Here is a 20,710-nt window from a genome sequence, read left to right as displayed (position 1 = left end):
TCCCATTCCTGTGATGCTACGAGGGAATATGGCTTAGTTTGGAATGCCGGCAATACGAGGCCAATTCGAAGGCGAATCGAACTTGCCGTTTGAGCCAGAGAGTGCCACAACACCGGTCCAAATTGACTCATCGGAGGTGTATCGTGGAAAAGGCAGAAATCGGGCTGATCGGCCTTGCCGTCATGGGTTCCAACCTGGCGCTCAACATTGCGGAAAAAGGCAACAAGATTGCTGTTTTCAACCGTACTCCTGAGAAAACGGATGAGTTCTACGAAAGCGCCGGCGATCTGAAGAAGCAGATCATTCCCTGCAAGACGATCGAAGAGTTCGTCGAGGCGATCCGCCCGCCACGCCCGATCATCATCATGATCAAGGCCGGCGAGGCCGTCGACCAGCAGATGGAGGCGCTGCGGCCGCACCTTACCAAGGGCGACATCATGATCGATGCCGGCAACGCCAATTTCCGCGACACGATCGCCCGTTTCGATCGCCTGAAGAACACCGACCTGACCTTCATTGGCATGGGCGTCTCGGGTGGCGAGGAAGGTGCGCGTCATGGTCCTTCAATCATGGTCGGCGGCACCGAAGACTCCTGGAAGCGCGTCGAGAAGGTGCTGACCTCGATTGCCGCCAAGTACAATGATGATCCGTGCGTCGCCTGGCTCGGCAATGACGGTGCCGGCCACTTCGTCAAGACGATCCACAACGGCATCGAATATGCCGATATGCAGATGATCGCTGAAATCTACGGCATCCTGCGCGACGGGCTTGGCAAGAGCGCCAAGGACATCAGTGGTATCTTCGGCGAATGGAACAAGGGTCGCCTGAACTCCTACCTGATCGAGATCTCCGAGAAGGTGCTGGCCGCCAGCGATCCGGTCTCCGGCGGCCCGATGGTCGACATGATCCTCGACAAGGCGGGTCAGAAGGGTACCGGCAAATGGTCGGCCATCGAAGCCCAGAATATGGGCATCCCGGCCACCGCAATCGAAGCGGCTGTCGCCGCTCGCAGCCTGTCATCGATGAAGACCGAGCGCGAGGCGGCCGAGAAGATCTTCGGCAAGCCGGAATACAAGTTCCCGATCGCCTACGGTCCGGACCTCGACAAGGATCTCGAATTGGCGCTTTTCGCCGCCAAGATCGGTGCCTACGCGCAGGGCTTTGCGGTGATGGCGGAAGCCTCGCGCGAGTTCAACTGGTCGCTGCCGATGCCTGTCATCGCCAAGATCTGGCGTGCCGGCTGCATCATCCGCTCGCAGTTCCTCGACGAGATCACCTCGGCCTTCACCAAGGCTCCGGATGCGGCCAACCTGATCGTGACGCCGGCCTTCTCCGAGATGGTGAAGGAATCGCTGCCGGCCCTGCGGCGTGTGGTCGGTGCTGCTCTGCAGGCTGGGCTGCCGGTTCCGGCGCTGACCTCGGCTTTGACCTACTTCGATGCCTATCGCCAGGGCCGCGGCACCGCCAACCTGATCCAGGCACAGCGCGACTTCTTCGGCGCCCATGGCTTCGACCGCCTCGACGGCAAGGACTTCCACCACGGCCCATGGGGCAGTGGTGCGGCCACATTCTAAGTTTGCTGAGAGTTGCCAGCCGGGATCGCCCGGCTGGCAATCGCATCAGAAGCGGATGTCCTCGATCGGACGAACCAGGATACGGGCGCTGCCAGCATCGAAATCGTCTAGGGTTTCGTTATGGTGCGCGACGATGTCGGCGAAGTTCAGCGTGTCCGAGTCGGCTGTCGTGTGCCCATCGGCAACAAGCGTGACATTGTAGCCCAGCGACACCGCACGCCTGACCGTCGTGTCCACGCAGAACTGGGTCATGCAGCCGCCGACGATGAGATGCGTGACGTTTCGCTCTGCCAACCTGTCGGCGAGATCCGTTTCGAAAAACGAGTCCGAGCTCTTCTTGTGAACAACCATGTCGCCATTGACTGGCGAAAGTTCTGGTCGGATCGCCCAGCCGTCAGTGCCGACAGCCAGCCGATGGCCGGGATCGCCGTCGTGCTGCACGAGGACAACGGGTGCGCCGACTCGGTGGGCTTCGGCACGCAACGACTGCAGGCGTGAAACGGTTTCGTTCAGCGCTGCATCGATGATGGGTTGACGGTCGGGACTGCTCTTTCCCGCAAGAATGGCGTTTTGAACGTCAATGATCAGCAGTGCCGTGGTCATGTCCAGTGAATCTCCACCGTGATTGCTCGTATTCTAGCGCCAGCAGATAGCGTTGCCTTGACGATGAGCTATTTGCCCTCTCGCGACCAGACCGGCTGGCTGATACTTTGCAGCAGTTCTGGCTCAATCCCGTCAATGCGCGCGATGACAGCCTTCGCCATCTCCCGACCGGCATGGCGAACATCCTCATAGGCGGTGATGATCTCCGGGCGGATCCAGTTGAGGATCGGCGCCGATTCCTTTGAGACCATATCCACGTCCACGCCAAGCCGCTTGCCGGCGGCTTCAATGCCGGCGTTGACGGCGATGGCAGCGCTTCCGGCCGAGCAGACGATTCCGTCCGGCGCATTGGGCGCGCGCATCATCGCCTCGACGGCGTTGCGGATTTCCTCCAGCGGGTTATCGATCGTGACGCGCAGCGGTACTTCCTCGGCCCCGTAGTCGTGCAGTCCGGTCTGAAAGCCGATGCGGGTATGTGTGTAGTAGGTCAGCTTGCTCGGCGGTTGAAGGAGCGCAATGCGCTTGCGGCCCCTGCCGACGAGCTTTTCAACCGCCTGATGAGCAAACGCCTCGTTGTCGAAGTCGTGAAAGGGATGGGTGAGGCCGGCATCGGTGCGCCCATGCGTCGCAAACGGCATGTTGTGCTCGGCGAGCAGGCGGACGCGCGGATCGTCGGGCTCGATGCGCGAGATGATGACCCCGTCGGCGGACCCCGTTTCCAGGATGTAGCGCACCGGCAGCATCGGATCCTTGCTGTGGGAGTGCGGCGTAACGACGATGTGATACGGCGTGCCGGTCAGCACTTCCGAGATGCCGAACACCATCTGGCTGCTGAAGCCCATGATTTCTTCATCGATGCTGAGGACCAGCGCAATGACATTGGTCTTGCCGGTTCGCAGGCGCACGCCCGCCCTGTTCGGCTGGTAGCCGAGTTGGCGGGCGACCATACGAACGCGCTCCTTGGTCTCCGCGCCGATATCAGGAGCATCCTTGAGCGCCCGCGACACGGTCGTGACGCCAAGGCCCGTCATGAAGGCAATCGTCTTGAGTGTCGGTCGTTCTCGAGTTGCCTCGGACGCCGCCCCTGCAAAATTTGCTTTATTTTCCATCCCTCTAGGCCGTCCTGCGCGATTTTGGTCCGCTTATAGTGTCTTTTCGAAGCGCTGTAAGCACAATGAGCGCAAAAGCTGCTCCTCCCCTCTGAAGAAGCAAAATCTGTAACGATACAGTTCAAATGTCGAGTGTCTTTTTTCAGAAACGCGCGACGTGTACTCTCATTGGTTGAAACTAGGATTTTTGCCCGGATTTTTTGCAGGTGCGAGCGCGGGTGAGCGCAAGGATCTTAAGACGATTCATAAATATATATAAAAATCATATAAATACGCGAATTGTGCAAGCGCGAGATTCGCCACCTGTCCCTGTAGCACACTGTCGAAATACGAGGCAGTTTGACAGGCAATGGTAGCAAATGGCCGGCAACGGGAAAAATTTCGCGTATGGCTGTTGCACCCAAATATCGATTGAACTAAGTTTTTCCGGCAACGTTTCAGTGAGGGAGGAGAACTCATGAATTTTCGTTTGATGGCGGCTGCGCTCGCCGCTTCCGTCGTGCTGCCGCTCGGTGCGGCGAACGCGACCGATCTTGAAGTCACGCATTGGTGGACGTCCGGCGGCGAAGCTGCTGCCGTGGCTGAACTCGCCAAGGCATTCGATGCGACCGGCAACAAGTGGGTCGACGGCGCAATCGCCGGTTCCGGTGGTACCGCACGTCCGATCATGATCAGCCGCATCACCGGCGGCGACCCGATGGGTGCCACGCAGTTCAACCATGGTCGCCAGGCGGAAGAACTGGTCCAGGCTGGCCTGATGCGGGACCTGACCGACGTCGCAACCGCCGAGCATTGGAAGGACATCATCCGTCCGTCGAGCCTGCTCGATTCCTGCACGATCGACGGCAAGATCTATTGCGCCCCGGTCAATATCCACTCCTGGCAGTGGCTGTGGCTCTCGAATGCAGCCTTCAAGAAGGCTGGCGTCGAAGTGCCGAAGAACTGGGACGAATTCGTCGCCTCGGCTCCGGCGCTTGAAAAGGCCGGCATCGTGCCGCTCGCCGTTGGTGGTCAGCCGTGGCAGGCCGCTGGCGCGTTCGACGTGCTGATGGTGGCGATCGCCGGCAAGGACACCTTCCTGAAGGTGTTCAAGGACAAGGATGCCGAAGCGGCTGCCGGTCCGGAGATTGCGAAGGTCTTCAAGGCTGCCGACGACGCTCGCAAGATGTCGAAGGGCAGCAACGTTCAGGACTGGAACCAGGCAACCAATCTTGTCATTACCGGCAAGGCCGGCGGGCAGATCATGGGCGACTGGGCGCAGGGTGAGTTCCAGTTGGCTGGTCAGAAGGCCGGTAGCGACTACACCTGCCTTCCGGGCCTCGGCGTGAACGAGATCATCTCCACTGGCGGCGACGCGTTCTACTTCCCGAAGCTCAAGGACGCTGACAAGTCGAAGGCGCAGGACGTTCTCGCCAAGACGCTGCTCGACCCCAAGACTCAGGTTGCCTTCAACCTGAAGAAGGGCTCGCTGCCGGTTCGCGGCGACGTTGATCTCGCTGCTGCCAACGACTGCATGAAGAAGGGTCTGGACATCCTCGCCAAGGGCAATGTCATCCAGGGCACGGACCAGCTCCTCTCTGCAGACAGCCAGAAGCAGAAGGAAGACCTCTTCTCCGAGTTCTTCGCAAATCCGTCGATGACGCCGGAAGCCGCTCAGAAGCGCTTCGCTGAAATCATCGGTTCTGCTGACTGATCGTAGCATTCCGATGCTGTTGCGATCCGGCTCCGCTCGACGGGGCCGGATTTGCCCGGAACTCCCATCGTGATCCGGGTGGTAGCAGCGCTCGGGACTGACTCGTGCTGATACACGGTCGGTCTCGATATGGGAGTGAGAAGAGGAGGCGACCGGCAGACGTTCGCCGCTCTGGATCACAGAGGAATTGCGATTCAGGAGGAATTACAATGACGGGTCAAGCGAAAGCAGGCCGGCCAAATCAACTACTGCGCAATCTGAATTCGAAGATTGCATCCATCCCCATGATCCTGACCGCGCTGGTCATTTTTCTCGGCGGCACGGCGTGGACGGTGTTCTATTCATTCACCAATTCGAAGCTCCTTCCGCGGTTGAGCTTCGTCGGTTTCGATCAGTACAAGCGCCTTTGGGCCGCTCCACGCTGGATCGTTTCCATCGAGAACCTTGCCGTCTACGGCGTTCTCTCCCTTATCTTCAGCCTTGTGATCGGCTTCGTGCTCGCGGCCCTGATGGATCAGAAGATCCGGTTCGAGAACACGTTCCGCACGATCTTTCTGTACCCCTTTGCTCTCTCGTTCATCGTGACGGGCCTCGTCTGGCAGTGGGTGCTCAATCCGGAGTTCGGCATCCAGTCCGTTGTCCGTGCGCTCGGCTGGTCGAGCTTCACCTTCGATCCGCTCTATACGCCAAGCATCGTCATCTACGGCATCCTGATTGCTGCTCTCTGGCAGGGCACCGGACTTGTCATGTGCCTGATGCTGGCCGGTCTGCGCGGCATCGACGAAGACATCTGGAAGGCTGCGCGCGTCGACGGCATCCCGATGTGGAAGACCTATCTCTTCATTGTCATTCCGATGATGCGGCCGGTGTTCATCACGACGCTCGTGATCATCGCGAGCGGCATCGTCAAGGTCTACGACCTCGTGGTGGCGCAGACATCGGGCGGTCCCGGTATCGCGTCGGAAGTTCCCGCCAAATACGTCTACGACTACATGTTCCAGGCGCAGAATCTGGGGCAGGGCTTCGCCGCCTCGACCATGATGCTGATCACCGTTGCGATCATCATCATCCCCTGGGCCTATCTGGAATTCGGAGGGCGTAAACGTGCCTGATGCTATTGCTCTCAACACTGCCGCGTCCGGCAAGTCCGTGTCCGGCCCCAGCGGTCCGAAGCCGAAGCGGGTCATTTCTCCGCGCAACATCATGCTCTACGGCACGCTCTTCGTTGCCGCCGCATATTACCTGCTTCCGCTTTACGTGATGATTGTCACGTCACTGAAGGGGATGCCTGAAATCCGGCTCGGGAACATCTTCTCGCCGCCCGTCGAAATCACCTTCGAGCCGTGGGTGAAGGCCTGGGCGACGGCCTGCACGGGTCTCAACTGTGACGGTCTCTCGCGCGGCTTCTGGAATTCGGTGCGCATCACCGTTCCGTCAGTGGTTGTCTCTATCGCAATTGCCTCTGTGAACGGCTATGCGCTCGCCAACTGGCGCTTCAAGGGATCCGAACTGTTCTTCGCGATCCTCGTCGTCGGTGCGTTCATTCCCTATCAGGTGATGATTTATCCGATCGTTATCGTGTTGCGCGAAATGGGGATCTACGGGACGCTGACCGGCCTCATCATCGTGCACAGCATTTTCGGCATGCCGATCCTGACGCTGCTGTTCCGCAACTACTTCGCATCACTGCCGCAGGAACTCTTCAAGGCGGCGCGCATCGACGGGGCGGGGTTCTGGCAGATCTTCTTCAAGATCATGCTGCCCATGTCGCTGCCGATCTTCGTCGTCGCCATGATCCTGCAGGTCACGGGCATCTGGAACGACTTCCTGTTCGGCGTGGTCTTCACGCGGCCGGAGTACTACCCGATGACCGTGCAGCTCAACAACATCGTCAATTCCGTCCAGGGCGTGAAGGAATACAACGTCAACATGGCCGCAACGATCCTCACGGGTCTGGTGCCGCTCGTTGTTTACTTCGTATCGGGACGTCTGTTCGTCCGTGGCATCGCCGCCGGCGCAGTGAAAGGCTGATCCATGAATTCAAGTGTTTCCATCCGCGATCTGTCTTTGAATTTCGGCGCGGTCAGCGTTCTCAAGGACCTTAATCTCGAAATCAACGACGGCGAATTCCTCGTGCTGCTCGGCTCGTCCGGTTGTGGCAAGTCGACCTTGCTCAACTGCATCGCCGGCCTGCTCGACGCCTCCGACGGCCAGATCTTCATCAAGGGCAAGAACGTCACTTGGGAAGAACCCAAGGACCGAGGCATCGGCATGGTGTTCCAGTCCTATGCGCTCTACCCGCAGATGACGGTCGAGAAGAACCTCTCCTTCGGCCTGCAGGTGGCCAAGGTGTCGCAGCAGGAGATCGACAAGCGCGTGGCACGCGCCTCCGAGATCCTACAGATCCAGCCGCTCTTGAAGCGCAAGCCGGCCGAGCTTTCTGGCGGCCAGCGCCAGCGCGTGGCGATCGGCCGTGCACTGGTGCGCGATGTGGACGTGTTCCTCTTCGACGAACCGCTGTCGAACCTCGACGCCAAGCTGCGTTCGGAGTTGCGCGTCGAGATCAAGCGCCTGCACCAGTCGCTGAAGAACACGATGATCTACGTCACCCACGACCAGATCGAGGCACTGACGCTCGCCGACCGCATCGCGATCATGAAGAACGGCATCATCCAGCAGCTCGCCGATCCGACGACGATCTACAACAAGCCACGCAATCTCTTCGTTGCCGGCTTCATCGGTTCGCCGTCGATGAACTTCCTGCGCGGAGAGATCACCAGGCAGGGAGATCAGACGTTCTTCACCGCCAATGGCGTTAATTTCTCTGTCGCCGAGTACGATACGCCGGAGACGCTGCAGGCTGGTCGCAAGGTCATCCTCGGCGTTCGTCCAGAACATGTGAAGGTCAACGAGAACCTCGGTGCCGAGGTTCACGATGCGACCGTCGACATCGAAGAGCCGATGGGCGCCGACAACCTGCTCTGGCTGAAGCACGCCGGCCACACGATGTCGGTGCGTATCAATGGCGCGCGCCGCTTCAATCCCGGCACGGCCGTCAAGCTCGGTTTCGATATGTCCTTGGCGTCAATCTTCGATGCCGAGACCGAGCTGCGCCTTTAGAAACCGCAATGCGGGCGGAGCTCTGGTTCCGCCCGTTCGTCCAATCGGCCATCTGGCCACCAAGTTCGGCTGCGGCTCGCGTGTGCGGGCATTCCCAAGCGCGGCTCGATCAGGATAATGCTATGACATCCTTGCCGACAAACGGGTTCAACCTCGACCTTTCCGGATCGTGGACTCTCAGCTCAACCGATGGCGAAGTTACGACGGCGATTACACTGCCGGGTGATGTGCACACTGCGCTGCATGCCGCCGAGCTTATTCCGGATCCCTATTTTGGCCGTAACGAGGAAGTCATCCAGTGGGTGGCGCATCGCGACTGGGTTCTTGAGCGCAGTTTCACGCTGTCGGAGCCGGATGGCGACTGGTATCTCGACATCGACTACCTCGATACGGTGGCCGCTGTCTTCATCAACGGCTCGCCGGTCTTGCTCGCGGATAACAGCTTCCGGCGCTATCGACCTGATGTCGGCGGCCAGCTGAAGGCCGGCGACAACGTTATTCGCATTGTCCTGCATTCAAGCATCGCGGCGGGCGCCGACCGGCAGGCCAGGCAGCCTTTCTATATTCCCTATTCGACGGGCAACTCGCCGATCCCCAACGGCAACATGCTGCGCAAGCCGCAGTGCCATTTCGGCTGGGACTGGAACATTGCCATCGCTCCACTCGGCCTCTACGGGACGATCGCACTGCGCAAGCTAGAAACGGCTCGCATCGAGCACGTCACGACGCGGCAGGTTCATAACCTCAACGGCTCCGTAAACCTCCAGGTTACCGCGACCCTGTTTGCCAAGAATCCGGGCATCGTGCCTGTGCATTTCTCGCTCGATGGCGAGCGTGTTCGTCTCGACGTTGGTGTCGGAGCCGGCGAAACGGTCGTCAATCATGTCTTCGAAATCGAGAAGCCGCGGCTCTGGTGGCCGTCGGGCAGCGGCGAGCAGGCGCTTTATGCGCTGACGGTTGATTTGCCATCGGATGCCGTCACCAAGCAGATCGGTCTTCGCACCGTCGAACTGATCACGACGCCGGATGCTGCTGGCGCCCGTTTTGCGCTGAAGGTGAATGGCCGCGAAATCTTCTGCCGCGGCGCCAACTGGATCCCGGCCGATGCGCTGTTTTCGCTCTCGTCGCCCGAAAAGACCGAGGATCTCTTGCAGTCGGCCAAATCGGCCAACATGAATATGATCCGTGTCTGGGGTGGCGGCTTCTACGAGCACGATCATTTCTACGATCTCTGCGACCGGCTCGGCCTCATGGTCTGGCAGGACTTCATGTTCGCCTGCAATCTCTATCCCTCGACCGAAGACTTCCTCGACAACGTTTCGCTCGAGGTCGATTATCAGGTCCGCCGCCTGAACTCGCATCCGTCGATCGCGCTCTGGTGCGGTGACAACGAACTCGTGGGGGCGCTGACCTGGTTCGAGGAATCGCGCAAGGACCGCGACCGCTATCTAGTCTCCTACGATCGCCTGAACCGCGTGATCGAGCAAGCGATGAAGAAGGCAGCCCCGGATGCGATCTGGTGGCCGTCGAGCCCGGCATCCGGCTATCTCGATTTCGGCGATGCCTGGCATGCCGACGGCTCCGGCGACATGCATTACTGGTCGGTCTGGCACGAGAACAAGTCGTTCGACAATTATCGCTCGGTGCGGCCGCGCTTCTGCTCGGAATTCGGCTTCCAGTCCTATACCTCGCTGCCCGTCATCAAGACCTATGCCAATGCCAAGGACATGAACGTCGCGTCGCCCGTCATGGAACTGCACCAGAAGAATGCGGGCGGCAACGAGCGCATTGCTGGCACCATGTTCCGCTACTTCCGCTTCCCGAAGGATTTCCCGAACTTCGTCTATCTCAGCCAGATCCAGCAGGGTCTAGCGATCAAGACGGCGGTGGAATACTGGCGGTCGCTGAAGCCGCATTGCATGGGCACGATCTACTGGCAGCTCAACGACACCTGGCCGGTGGCCTCGTGGTCGAGCCTCGATTACGGCGGGCGCTGGAAGGCAATGCACTATCTCGTCAAGCGCTTCTTCCAGCCGGTGGCGGTTGCCGCCATCCCATCGGAAGACGGCAAGCAGATCCGTTTCTCGCTGGTCAACGACACGCTCGCAGAAGTCAGCGTCGACCTGTCGATCTCCGTTATCGACATGAAGGGCGAACGCAAGCACCTGAAGGATGTGCAGGCGGTCTGCACCCCTGACGCAGCCGTGACGGCCACCAGCATCGACGTCTCGGAGATCCCCGCAGGCACGCTGCTTGCCTGGCGCTTCACGGCATCGAATGGCATGGGCGGCGAGGGGCACTACGTTCACGGCACCTACAAGGCGCTGGAGCTCGAGCCGGCGGGCCTGATGGTCACGCACGAATATGTCGAGGAAGACGGCTCCGTCTGCCTCAACGTCACCGCGAAGGGACTTGCTCTCTTCGTGATGATCGAGACCGACACCGACGGCAAGTATTCCGACAATGCCTTCGATCTGGCGGCGGGCGAGACGCGCCGCATCACCTTCACCCCGGCAACGCCGCTCGAGGGCGGCGCACTACCGGATTTCCGTTTCTACGACCTGCAATCCTGTCAGTCCGTGGATTGATCCTGACTGAAATGTAATGGGCACGAGGCCCGAGGAGGAATGATGACGAAACTGAGTTTCCAGCTTTACAGCGCCCGCAACTTCCAGCCCTATTCGGCGATCTTTGAAAAGCTCGGCAAGGCCGGCTATCAGGAAGTCGAAGGCTTCGGTGGCATCTACGCCGATCTCGACGATGCCGGCCTGAACAGCCTGCGCGCAGAACTCGACAAGAACGGCTTGACGATGGCAAGCGGCCATTTCAGCCCCGATTTCCTCGACGGTGAAGTCAAGAAGTCGCTGAACATCGCCAAGATCCTTGGCATGGACTCGATCTATGCGCCGCATCTGGCAGCCGAACAGCGCCCGACCGATGGTGCCGGCTGGCTGGCATTCGGCAAGCGCCTGCAGGAAATGAGCAAGCCCTACAAGGATGCGGGCTATGAGTTCGGCTGGCATAACCACGACTTCGAATTCGTGAAGCTCGCTGACGGTTCGCTGCCGATCGAGCGCATCTTTGAAGGCGCGCCTGACATTTCCTGGGAAGCGGACATCGCCTGGGTCGTTCGCGGCGGCGCGGATCCGTTTGCATGGATCGAGAAGCTCGGCTCGCGCATCACGTCAGCACACGTCAAGGACATCGCGCCCGCAGGAGAGAACAAGAACGAGGATGGCTGGGCAGACGTCGGCCACGGCACGCTGCCTTGGGCAAAGCTTATTGCAGCTCTCAAGGGCACCAAGACCAAGCACTACGTCGTCGAGCATGACAATCCGGCAGATGTCGATCGCCTGATCACCCGCTCGATCGCATCCTTCAAGACCTACTGAGGCAAATCATGACCAAGGAACTTGGCGTCGGCATCATCGGATGCGGCAACATCTCCACCACCTACTTCTCGCTCGCTCCGCTCTTCAAGGGCCTCAAGATCGTCGCCTGCGCCGACCTCAATATGCAGGCGGCCGAGGCCCGCGCCGAGGAATACGGCGTCAAGGCGCAGACGATCGACGAGCTTCTCGCCAATGACGAGGTTGACGTCGTCGTCAACCTGACCATCCCGGATGCGCATTTCCCGGTTTCGAAGTCGATCCTTGAAGCCGGCAAGCACGTCTACTCGGAAAAGCCGCTGGTTCTCACCCTCGAGCAGGGTGAGGAACTGCGCCGTATCGCCAAGGAGAAGAACCTCTCCGTCGGTTGCGCGCCGGATACCTTCCTCGGCGGCGCACACCAGCTGGCCCGCAAGTTCATCGACGACGGCGGCATCGGCCGCGTTACCTCGGGTGCGTGCTATGTCATGAGCCCGGGCATGGAGATGTGGCATCCGAACCCGGACTTCTTCTTCCTGCCCGGCGGGGGGCCGATCCTCGATCTCGGTCCTTACTACATCGCCAACCTGATCAACCTGATCGGACCGGTGAAGCGCGTCGGCGCCATGACCTCCATGGCTTCTCCGACCCGTACGATCACCAGCGAGCCGCGCAACGGCGAGGTGATCCCGGTGAAGACGCCGACGACGATCCAGGCGATCCTGGAATTCGTCAGCGGTGCGACCGTCACGCTGACGGCAAGCTGGGATGTCTGGTCTCACCGCCACGCCAACATGGAACTCTACGGCACCGAGGGCTCCATCTACGTGCCGGATCCGAACTTCTTCGGCGGCGTCGTAGAGGCCAGCGGCAAGGACAAGGACATCAAGCCGCTCGACGGTTGGGAGCACCCCTTCGGCATCAACAACCAGGAGAGCCAGCAGGGACCGCGCGCCAACTATCGCACCGCAGGTCTTGCCGACATGGCGATGGGGATCATCGAGGGCCGCGATGCGCGTTGCTCGCTCGATCGCACGCTGCACGGCGTCGACGTCATGACGTCCATCCTGAAATCGGGCGAAGAGGGCCGCTTCATCGAGCTGACGACGACCTGCACGCAGCCGGCCGCACTCGGCATCGAAGAGGCGCAGGCGCTCTTGAAGTAAGTGCCTAAAGGTCTATGGTCCGGCGCGGGCGACGAGCCCGCGCCGTTTCTATACGAGGGATGAATACTATGAGCTGGCAACCGGCTTCCGACCGCTATTCAAAGATGAAGTACAATCGCACGGGCCGTTCTGGCCTGAAGCTGCCGGCCGTTTCGCTCGGCCTCTGGCATAATTTCGGCGGCGACACGCCGCATGACCGCAAGATCGACATGTGCCGCACGGCCTTCGATCTCGGCATCACGCATTTCGACCTCGCCAACAACTACGGCCCGCCTCCCGGCAGCGCCGAAACCGCCTTCGGCGAAATCCTGCGCACGGAATTTGCCGGCCTGCGCGACGAACTGATCATCTCGTCCAAGGCCGGCTACGACATGTGGCCGGGTCCCTATGGCGAGTGGGGCAGCCGCAAGTATCTGATCGCTTCCTGCGACCAGAGCCTGAAGCGCATGGGTCTCGACTATGTCGATATCTTCTATTCGCACCGCTTCGATCCGGATACGCCGCTCGAGGAAACCTGCGGTGCGCTCGATCATATCGTTCGCTCCGGCCGTGCGCTGTATGTCGGCATCTCGTCCTACAATTCACAGCGCACCCGCGAGGCAGCAGCTATCTTGAAGGACCTCGGCACGCCCTGCCTGATCCACCAGCCGAGCTATTCCATGCTCAACCGCTGGGTCGAGGACGACAAGCTGCTCGATACGCTCGATGAGGTCGGCATGGGCTCGATCGTGTTCTCGCCGCTGGCGCAGGGCATGCTGACCACGAAGTATCTCGGCGGCATTCCTGGCGATAGCCGTGCGGCGCAGAACCACTTCCTCAAGAAGGACTTCATCCGTCCTCAGATCATCGATAACATCCGCAAGCTCAACGAGATCGCGGAACGCCGCGGCCAGACGCTGGCGCAGATGGCGATCGCCTGGGTGCTGCGCGGCGGCCGCGTGACCTCAGCGCTGATCGGCGCCAGCCGCTCGTCGCAGATCGTCGACTGCGTGAAGGCGCTCGACAATCTCGACTTCACCGCGGACGAGCTTACGGAGATCGATGGCTACGCCCGCGAGGCCGACATCAATCTCTGGGCAAAGTCAGCAGAACGCGAGTAAACCGAAGCGCCCGGAACAACCTTCCGGGCGTTTTTCTATTGAATTTTGATGTACGTGCCGCAAGCTGCGCGCGTATTTCAGGGAGGAGACTTCACCATGATCCGCAACCCTATTCTGCCGGGCTTCAACCCCGACCCATCGATCTGCCGTGTCGGGGATGACTACTACATCGCCACCTCTACATTCGAATGGTATCCCGGCGTCCAGATCCATCATTCGCGCGATCTCGTGAACTGGACGATGGTGCGCCGTCCGCTCGAGCGTCAGTCGCAGCTCGACATGCGCGGTAATCCTGATAGCTGCGGCGTCTGGGCTCCCTGTCTTTCCTATGCCGATGGGCTGTTCTGGCTGGTTTATACCGACGTCAAGCGCTTCGACGGCAACTTCAAGGACGCGCATAACTACATCGTGACGTCGCCAACGATCGAGGGCGACTGGTCCGAGCCGGTCTACGTGAATTCCTCCGGTTTCGACCCGTCGCTGTTCCATGACGATGACGGTCGCAAGTGGTTCCTGAACATGCAGTGGAACCACCGTACCGAGAGCTTCGGCGGCGCACCGAAGTCGCCGGCCTTCGATGGCATCCTCATGCAGGAGTGGGACGCGGCCACGAAATCGTTGAAGGGGCCGATCAAGAACATCTTCGCCGGCAGCCCGCTCGGCCTGGTCGAAGGACCGCATCTCTTCAAGCGCAACGGCTACTACTACCTGACAACTGCCGAGGGCGGTACCGGCTACGATCATGCCGTGACGATGGCGCGCTCACGCACCATCGACGGTCCCTATGAGATGCATCCGAACAAGCACCTCATCACCTCGAAGGATCATCCGGAAGCCGTTCTGCAGCGGGCAGGGCACGGCCAGTATGTCGAAACGCCTGACGGGCAGGTCTATCACACGCATCTCTGCGGCCGGCCGATGCCGCCGAAACGCCGCTGCACGCTCGGGCGCGAAACCAGCCTGCAGAAATGCGTTTGGAAGGATGACGGTTGGCTCTATCTCGAAAACGGCACCACTGTTCCCGATGTCACAGTGCCTGGACTGGCTGGTGCCGTGCCTGCCGAGAAGCCCATGCGCAGCGAATACAGTTTCGATGGCGGCAGCCTGCCCGCCGACTTCCAGTGGCTTCGCACCCCGAAGCCGGAGCGCATATTCAACCTCACCGACCGGGCAGGGCACTTGAGACTGATTGCGCGCGAGAGCATCAGCTCCTGGTTCGAGCAGGCCCTGGTCGCGCGGCGGCAGGAGCATCACAGCTTCCGGGCGGAGACGGTGGTTGAGTTCGACCCCGACACCTACCAGCAGGTCGCCGGCCTGACCCACTACTACAACAGGCACAAGTTCCATGCGATCGGCGTGACCCTGCACGAGAAGCTGGGGCGCTGCGTCACGATCTTCTCCTGTGATGGCGACTACCCGAACAGCCGCCTGAGCTTCCCGGCAGGCAGCGCCGTCGCCATTCCGGCGGAGGGACGCGTGCAGCTTTCCATGGAGATCCGGGACAACGACCTGCAGTTCTTCTGGCAGACGGAGGGTAAGGGGGCGTGGCAGCCGATCGGTCCGGTCCTCGATGCCGGTGTCGTCTCCGACGAAGGCGGGCGAGGCGAGCACGGCTCGTTTACCGGCGCCTTCGCCGGGGTCTTCGCCTTCGATACGTCGGGGCGCGCAAAGACGGCAGATTTCGACTGGTTCAACTACGACGAACTTTGATCGAGCGGTCCGATATCGCCCGGAAAACCCGGGCGATATCGCATCTTGTAATTTAGCATATGCTTTTAAGTATGTGTTATGATTACAGAAGTTTAATCTAAGTTTCAGTTTCGGTTCATCTTTTTGGGCCTAGGTTCGGGGCGTGTTCAACACGAGGAACCTCCCAATGAAAAAGATCACCACCCTCCTTCTCGCCGCGACTGTGATTGCCGCTCCGCTGCTGGCAACGACCGAAGCAAGCGCCCAGGATCATCGTCGGCCGGTTGTTGTGGAGCGCGATGTTCACGTCACGAAGTACAAGTGGTCGCGCGGCCATCGCATGACGCAGGCGGAGCGCCGCCATATGCGCGACGTACGCGACTATCATCGCTACCGCCTGTCGGCTCCGCCGCGCGGCTATCGTTGGGTACAGGTCGATAATGACTTCCTGCTCATCGGCTCGGTCAACGGCGTGGTCGCGAATATCGTCATTCGCTAAGCGCTGACGTCACCATGTGAAGGGCGGCTTAAATGCCGCCCTTCTGATTCAATCGGAGTAGGACGCTGTACTCGTGGGCAGACTGGTGCAGGGCGGGTCCTGCAACCGCCCTTGCCATCTCAGCTTTCTCGCGAAAGGCACTCCTTCATGCTGTTGGCGATGCCGTGCATGAGGTTGAAATAGAGGTCCGGCCCGGCGTCGAGCGTGGCGGCCTCGGGATCGAGGACGCCGGCTTTCGCTTTCGTTCCCTCGATCACCACATCGACCAATCGTGGCTGGAACTGCGGTTCGGCGAAGACGCAGGTGGCGCCGAGTTCACCGACCTTCTTGTGGATCTCGGCAATGCGTTCGGCGCCGGGGATCGTTTCAGGGCTGACGGTGATCGAGCCAGCGACCCGCACGTGATAGCGGTTTTCGAAATACTGGTAGGCGTCGTGGAAAACGATGAATGGCTTGTCCTTGACTGGTGATACGATGCTTGAAATTTCCTTGTCCAGCGCGTCGAGCCGGTCGTCCAGCGTCTTGGCGTTGGCCTGGTAGGTGAGGGCATTGGCGGGGTCGGCTGCGACGAGGGTGGTGGTGATCTCGGCAGCCATTGCCTTGGCATTCTGCGGATCAAGCCAGAGATGGGTGTCGAATACCCCATGATCGTGGCCATGATCGGCGTCTGCATGAGCATGGTCGTGTCCATCGCCATCATGATGATCTTCGCCGTCATCGTGCGGCTCGAAGGCGCCGCCTTCGCGGAACTTGAGCTTTGTGAGGCCCGGCGCCTTGTCGAGCTCGGCGACGCCGGCGTCTGACCCGATCGCTTCCAGAGGCTTCTCCAGAAATGCTTCGAGCCCGGGGCCGACCCAGAACACTACTTTGGCGTTCTGCAGCGCCCGCGCGTTCGACGGCTTCATGTTGTAGGTATGCGGCGAGGCCGCGCCATCAACGATCAGTTCCGGTGTGCCGACGCCCTGCATGATCGCCGATACCAGCGAGTGTACCGGCTTGATCGAGGTGACCACGACAGGCGCATCCGCCGTTCTGCCCGCCTCGGCAAAGAAGATGGCAGGGATTGCGAGGGTAAGGGCCATCGCGAATTTCATCGGCGTACTCCGCTTGAATTGCAATTGTTATGTTATTACATCAATTGCGTTATGCTATAACGTGTGCGATAGCAAGTCGCAACAGCACATTCGGAAAAATGATGTTCTCTCCTGCAAATTCCGAAGCGAAGCCATTGGTCTCGCTTTCCAATGTTGGCGTTCGCAGAAACGACCGCTGGCTCGTCCGCGGTGTGGATTTCTCCGTCTCGCGCGGCGAGATCGTCACGCTGATCGGCCCTAACGGCTCTGGCAAGTCGACGACGGTGAAGACGGCGATTGGCGTGTTGAAGCCCGACGAGGGCAGGGTGGAGCGTGCTGGCGGCCTCAAGGTCGGTTATGTGCCGCAGAAGCTGGCGATCGACTGGACGTTGCCGCTTACCGTGCGCCGGCTGATGACGCTGACCGGGCCTCTCTCCGACGCCGATATGGCGGCTGCTCTCGACGCGGTTGGACTGTCGCACATGCTCGGTGCCGAAGTGCAGCATTTGTCCGGCGGCGAATTTCAGCGGGCTTTGATGGCGCGCGCCATCGCCCGCAAGCCCGATCTGTTGGTGCTCGACGAACCTGTGCAGGGTGTCGATTTTTCCGGAGAGATCGCGATTTACGACCTGATCCAGTCGATCCGCAACACGACCGGCTGCGGTATCCTGCTGATCTCGCACGACCTGCATGTGGTCATGGCGGCGACGGACACCGTGATCTGCCTCAACGGCCATGTCTGCTGCCGCGGTACGCCGCAGGCGGTGACTCAGAGCGCGGAATATGTCCGCCTGTTCGGCAGCCGTGCGGCGCAGGCGCTCGCGGTCTATAGCCATCACCACGACCACACGCATCTGCCGGATGGCCGGGTGCTGCATTCCGACGGTTCCGTCACCGATCACTGCCACCCCGACGATGGCCACCATCATGGCGATGACGGGCACGACCACGCCCATCACGACCACGCCGGCCATAGCCACGACCACAGCCGTGCCAGCGTCGGTCATAATCACGATGACGGCCACGATCACAAGCAGCCCGCAGGAGAGCGCCATGTTTGACGATTTCTTCGTCCGCGCCATCCTCGCCGGCGTTGGCCTGGCGCTGACAACCGGCCCGCTCGGCTGCTTCATCATCTGGCGGCGCATGGCCTATTTCGGCGATACGATCGCCCATTCCGCACTGCTTGGTGTCGCGCTGTCGCTGTTGCTGCAGTTCAACCTGACACTTGCGGTGTTCCTGGTAGCGGCGACGGTTTCGATCCTCCTGCTGTTCCTGCAGAAACGCCAGGCGCTGTCGGCTGATGCGCTGCTCGGCATTCTCTCGCATGCGACGCTGGCGATCGGCCTCGTCATGGTCGCCTTCATGAGCTGGGTGCGCATCGATCTCATTGCCTTCCTGTTCGGCGACATCCTCGCGGTCTCGAAGACGGATATCGTCATGATCTGGGGCGGCGGCATTCTCGTGCTGGCGGCGATCGCCTGGCTCTGGCGGCCGCTTCTGGCCTCCACCGTCAATCCAGAGCTTGCAGAGGCCGAAGGGCTGCAGCCTGAGCGGGCGCGGCTCTTCTTCATGCTGCTGATGGCCGTCGTCATTGCCATCGCCATGAAGATCGTTGGAATCATGCTGATCACCTCGCTGCTGATCATTCCGGCGGCCGCAGCGCGCCGTTTTGCCTCGACGCCCGAGGTGATGGCCATCTTCGCCTCGCTGATCGGCGCTGTCGCCGTGGTCGGCGGGTTGTTCGGCTCGCTGACCTACGACACGCCCTCCGGCCCGTCGATCGTTGTCGCAGCCCTGATCCTCTTCATTCTGAGCCTGCTGCCGAAGCGTGGACGCGGGCAGGTCCCGGAAGGACAACGTTGATGAATGCACCTGCTTTGACCAAGAACCAGGCTCTCGTTTTTGAGGTTCTCGAAAAGGCGGACGGACCGCTCAGTGCCTATACGATCCTCGACAAGCTGCGCGATCACGGTTTTCGCGCGCCGCTGCAGGTCTACCGTGCGCTTGAGAAGCTGCTTGAGTATGGCGTCGTGCACCGGCTCGAAAGCATCAACGCCTTCGTGGCCTGCGCGCACCCGGACCAGAACTGCCATAGTCACGGCATCGTCGCCTTCGCCATCTGCGAGAGCTGCGGCCACGTGATGGAATTCCACGACCACGAGGTCGATCACCGCCTCATGGACTGGACGCGCGGGAAGAAATTCAAGGCGGAGAAGACGACAATCGAGATCCGCGGTCTGTGTGAGGCGTGTGCCGCTTAGGCTAACGCCAGCTTGCAACCAATATCTCGCATTGATTGTGTATTTTTCTATATGTAATTATTGATTGTATTTCAGGTTGAATTATGATGTGCGGCAGGGACTGGGGACCGCGCATATGCCGAAACATTATCTACTCTTGCTGGCCGTGACGATTCCGCTCGACGGATGCGCAATCTTTGCGCCTGCTTACAACGAGGCCGTCTATACGAAGCTTGAGGGTGCACACTCCAGTCTGACCAAGATCGAAACCGCGCTGGGGACGAAGGCGCCGCAACGCACGCGTTATCGTGACGTGGAGCCATATTACATCGAGGCTCTCGCGATGGTGAAGGACGCGGGCGAGATCGCCGGGCAACGCCCGGCATATCTCCAGGGAAAACCTTCGGCGCGTGCCGCCCAACTATTGGCAGACAACATCGAACGCTGCCGGCAGTCAATCGAACTATCGCGAGCCGCCTTCGAAGAGAATGGTCAGCAGCCCAACGAAGCAGACAACATCTCCATCGTTCGGAACACCTGCGGCATTGCCAGGACGATGGAAGGCTCATTGAAGTAGGAGAAACATCCATGCCTGTTGACGCGACTTTCGCACCAAAATCTGCCGGGGAGCTGCTTGAAGGACTGCTGTCCGTCGCTGCGGCGACGGCAAAAGGCCAATGGACCGCCATTCGCGACGAGATGACATATCAGCTGGGCTTCATCGCGCAAAAGACCGCCAAGGTCATGGCGCAACTGGCGGCCAAGACGATCACCGTGAAGGCCGCGGACCTGACGCTGCATCTGCTCGAACTCAATCTCAACAGCGCGCTGGCCGAGTTCGAATTCCTCCTTTACGCCGCCGCGCAGAAGATCCTGAATGCCGTCTTCGACCTCGTGAAAACGGCTGTCAAGAACGTGACCGGGGTAGGCCTGCTGTTCTGACGGTCAGAGGGGACGAAGATCCCGCGCAAAGCGCTGCCAGTTGCCGACATATTTCTCGGCGGAACGGCGGAGCTTTTCGATCGCCGCCTCGTCGAGCGTGCGGACCACGCGCGCGGGCGAGCCGACGATCAGGGAGTTGTCGGGAAACTCCTTGCCCTCGGTGATCAGCGCATTGGCGCCGACCAGGCAGTTGCTGCCTATCTTCGCGCCGTTCAGGACCGTGGCGCCCATGCCGATCAGCGAATTGTTGCCGATCGTGCAGCCGTGGACGATGGCGTGATGACCGATGGTGCAGCCTTCACCGATCGTTACGGGAAAGCCTGGATCGGTATGCAGCATCGCACCTTCCTGGATATTCGTCGCCGCCCCGACCAGAATCGGCTCATTGTCGCCGCGCAGCACTGCCCCAAACCAGATGCCGACATCGACACCAAGCGAAACCTGGCCGATGACATGGGCATCAGGCGCGATCCAGTAGGTGCCGGGTGCCGGTAGATCCGGCGTCAGTCCGCCGAGCGCGTAGACAGGCAT

General features: G+C 60.4%; 20 protein-coding genes. 16 read left to right on the top strand and 4 right to left on the bottom strand.

The window, feature by feature from the left end:
• Positions 1-143 precede the first annotated feature (143 nt).
• Positions 144-1,574 (top strand): NADP-dependent phosphogluconate dehydrogenase, encoded by a 1,431-nt coding sequence (gene gndA / locus FHT76_RS28690; RefSeq protein WP_183862822.1) that lies wholly within the window; start codon positions 144-146, stop codon positions 1,572-1,574.
• Between the two features lie 45 nt (positions 1,575-1,619).
• On the opposite strand, the gene FHT76_RS28685 is transcribed toward gndA, so the two are convergent.
• Both FHT76_RS28685 and FHT76_RS28680 read right to left on the bottom strand, forming a co-directional pair.
• The gene (locus FHT76_RS28685) at positions 1,620-2,177 is read right to left on the bottom strand and encodes a cysteine hydrolase family protein (RefSeq protein ID WP_183862820.1); all 558 of its coding nucleotides are present in this window, start codon (positions 2,175-2,177) and stop codon (positions 1,620-1,622) included.
• A gap of 68 nt (positions 2,178-2,245) precedes the next feature.
• On the bottom strand, positions 2,246-3,286 hold the full coding sequence (locus tag FHT76_RS28680; RefSeq protein WP_183862818.1) for a LacI family transcriptional regulator: 1,041 nt from the start codon (positions 3,284-3,286) through the stop codon (positions 2,246-2,248).
• Between the two features lie 457 nt (positions 3,287-3,743).
• Here FHT76_RS28680 and FHT76_RS28675 point away from each other — a divergent pair, with 457 nt between their 5' ends.
• The 10 genes from FHT76_RS28675 (at position 3,744) to FHT76_RS28630 (ending at position 15,921) form a co-directional block, all read left to right on the top strand.
• Positions 3,744-4,979, top strand: a complete 1,236-nt coding sequence (locus tag FHT76_RS28675; protein WP_183862816.1) for an ABC transporter substrate-binding protein — start codon at positions 3,744-3,746, stop codon at positions 4,977-4,979.
• A 209-nt stretch (positions 4,980-5,188) separates the two neighbouring features.
• The gene (locus tag FHT76_RS28670) at positions 5,189-6,091 is read left to right on the top strand and encodes a carbohydrate ABC transporter permease (RefSeq protein WP_183756323.1); all 903 of its coding nucleotides are present in this window, start codon (positions 5,189-5,191) and stop codon (positions 6,089-6,091) included.
• Positions 6,084-7,010 carry a carbohydrate ABC transporter permease gene (locus FHT76_RS28665; RefSeq protein WP_183756324.1) on the top strand — a complete coding sequence of 309 codons (927 nt, stop codon included), beginning with the start codon at positions 6,084-6,086 and terminating at the stop codon, positions 7,008-7,010. Before FHT76_RS28670 ends, FHT76_RS28665 begins: the two co-directional genes overlap by 8 nt.
• Before the next feature lie 3 nt (positions 7,011-7,013).
• Positions 7,014-8,099, top strand: coding sequence for an ABC transporter ATP-binding protein (locus tag FHT76_RS28660; protein ID WP_183862814.1), 1,086 nt, complete (start codon positions 7,014-7,016; stop codon positions 8,097-8,099).
• A gap of 122 nt (positions 8,100-8,221) precedes the next feature.
• Positions 8,222-10,687 (top strand): glycoside hydrolase family 2 protein, encoded by a 2,466-nt coding sequence (locus FHT76_RS28655; RefSeq protein WP_259128293.1) that lies wholly within the window; start codon positions 8,222-8,224, stop codon positions 10,685-10,687.
• A gap of 42 nt (positions 10,688-10,729) precedes the next feature.
• On the top strand, positions 10,730-11,491 hold the full coding sequence (locus FHT76_RS28650; protein WP_183862810.1) for a sugar phosphate isomerase/epimerase: 762 nt from the start codon (positions 10,730-10,732) through the stop codon (positions 11,489-11,491).
• A gap of 8 nt (positions 11,492-11,499) precedes the next feature.
• Positions 11,500-12,633 (top strand): Gfo/Idh/MocA family protein, encoded by a 1,134-nt coding sequence (locus tag FHT76_RS28645; protein ID WP_183862808.1) that lies wholly within the window; start codon positions 11,500-11,502, stop codon positions 12,631-12,633.
• A gap of 68 nt (positions 12,634-12,701) precedes the next feature.
• Positions 12,702-13,733 carry an L-glyceraldehyde 3-phosphate reductase gene (gene mgrA, locus FHT76_RS28640; protein WP_183862806.1) on the top strand — a complete coding sequence of 344 codons (1,032 nt, stop codon included), beginning with the start codon at positions 12,702-12,704 and terminating at the stop codon, positions 13,731-13,733.
• Positions 13,734-13,829: 96 nt separating this feature from the next.
• Positions 13,830-15,443, top strand: a complete 1,614-nt coding sequence (locus FHT76_RS28635) for a glycoside hydrolase family 43 protein (RefSeq protein WP_259186145.1) — start codon at positions 13,830-13,832, stop codon at positions 15,441-15,443.
• 166 nt (positions 15,444-15,609) lie between these two features.
• The gene (locus FHT76_RS28630; RefSeq protein ID WP_183756331.1) at positions 15,610-15,921 is read left to right on the top strand and encodes an RcnB family protein; all 312 of its coding nucleotides are present in this window, start codon (positions 15,610-15,612) and stop codon (positions 15,919-15,921) included.
• A 119-nt stretch (positions 15,922-16,040) separates the two neighbouring features.
• Here FHT76_RS28630 and znuA read toward each other — a convergent pair whose 3' ends face one another.
• The gene (gene znuA, locus FHT76_RS28625; protein ID WP_183862802.1) at positions 16,041-17,015 is read right to left on the bottom strand and encodes a zinc ABC transporter substrate-binding protein ZnuA; all 975 of its coding nucleotides are present in this window, start codon (positions 17,013-17,015) and stop codon (positions 16,041-16,043) included.
• 101 nt (positions 17,016-17,116) lie between these two features.
• On the opposite strand from znuA, the gene FHT76_RS28620 reads away from it, so the two are divergent.
• From FHT76_RS28620 to FHT76_RS28600, 5 genes are all read left to right on the top strand, one after another.
• Complete coding sequence (locus FHT76_RS28620; RefSeq protein ID WP_183862801.1) at positions 17,117-18,055, top strand: metal ABC transporter ATP-binding protein; 939 nt, start codon at positions 17,117-17,119, stop codon at positions 18,053-18,055.
• The gene (gene znuB, locus FHT76_RS28615) at positions 18,048-18,860 is read left to right on the top strand and encodes a zinc ABC transporter permease subunit ZnuB (RefSeq protein WP_183756334.1); all 813 of its coding nucleotides are present in this window, start codon (positions 18,048-18,050) and stop codon (positions 18,858-18,860) included. The genes FHT76_RS28620 and znuB overlap by 8 nt, the downstream gene beginning before the upstream one ends.
• The gene (locus FHT76_RS28610; RefSeq protein WP_016554263.1) at positions 18,860-19,258 is read left to right on the top strand and encodes a Fur family transcriptional regulator; all 399 of its coding nucleotides are present in this window, start codon (positions 18,860-18,862) and stop codon (positions 19,256-19,258) included. The genes znuB and FHT76_RS28610 overlap by 1 nt, the downstream gene beginning before the upstream one ends.
• Before the next feature lie 115 nt (positions 19,259-19,373).
• Entirely contained in the window at positions 19,374-19,814 is a 441-nt protein-coding gene (locus FHT76_RS28605; protein ID WP_183862799.1) for a hypothetical protein, read from the top strand.
• Positions 19,815-19,825: 11 nt separating this feature from the next.
• Positions 19,826-20,179 carry a hypothetical protein gene (locus FHT76_RS28600; RefSeq protein ID WP_183862797.1) on the top strand — a complete coding sequence of 118 codons (354 nt, stop codon included), beginning with the start codon at positions 19,826-19,828 and terminating at the stop codon, positions 20,177-20,179.
• A 3-nt stretch (positions 20,180-20,182) separates the two neighbouring features.
• Here FHT76_RS28600 and FHT76_RS28595 read toward each other — a convergent pair whose 3' ends face one another.
• A complete protein-coding gene (locus tag FHT76_RS28595) occupies positions 20,183-20,710 on the bottom strand; it encodes a gamma carbonic anhydrase family protein (protein ID WP_183862795.1) in 528 nt (175 codons plus the stop codon).

This window comes from Rhizobium sp. BK176, from assembly GCF_024808055.1.
Note: the sequence above shows the minus strand (reverse complement) of the source record. Positions and strands in the feature narration are given on the sequence as shown.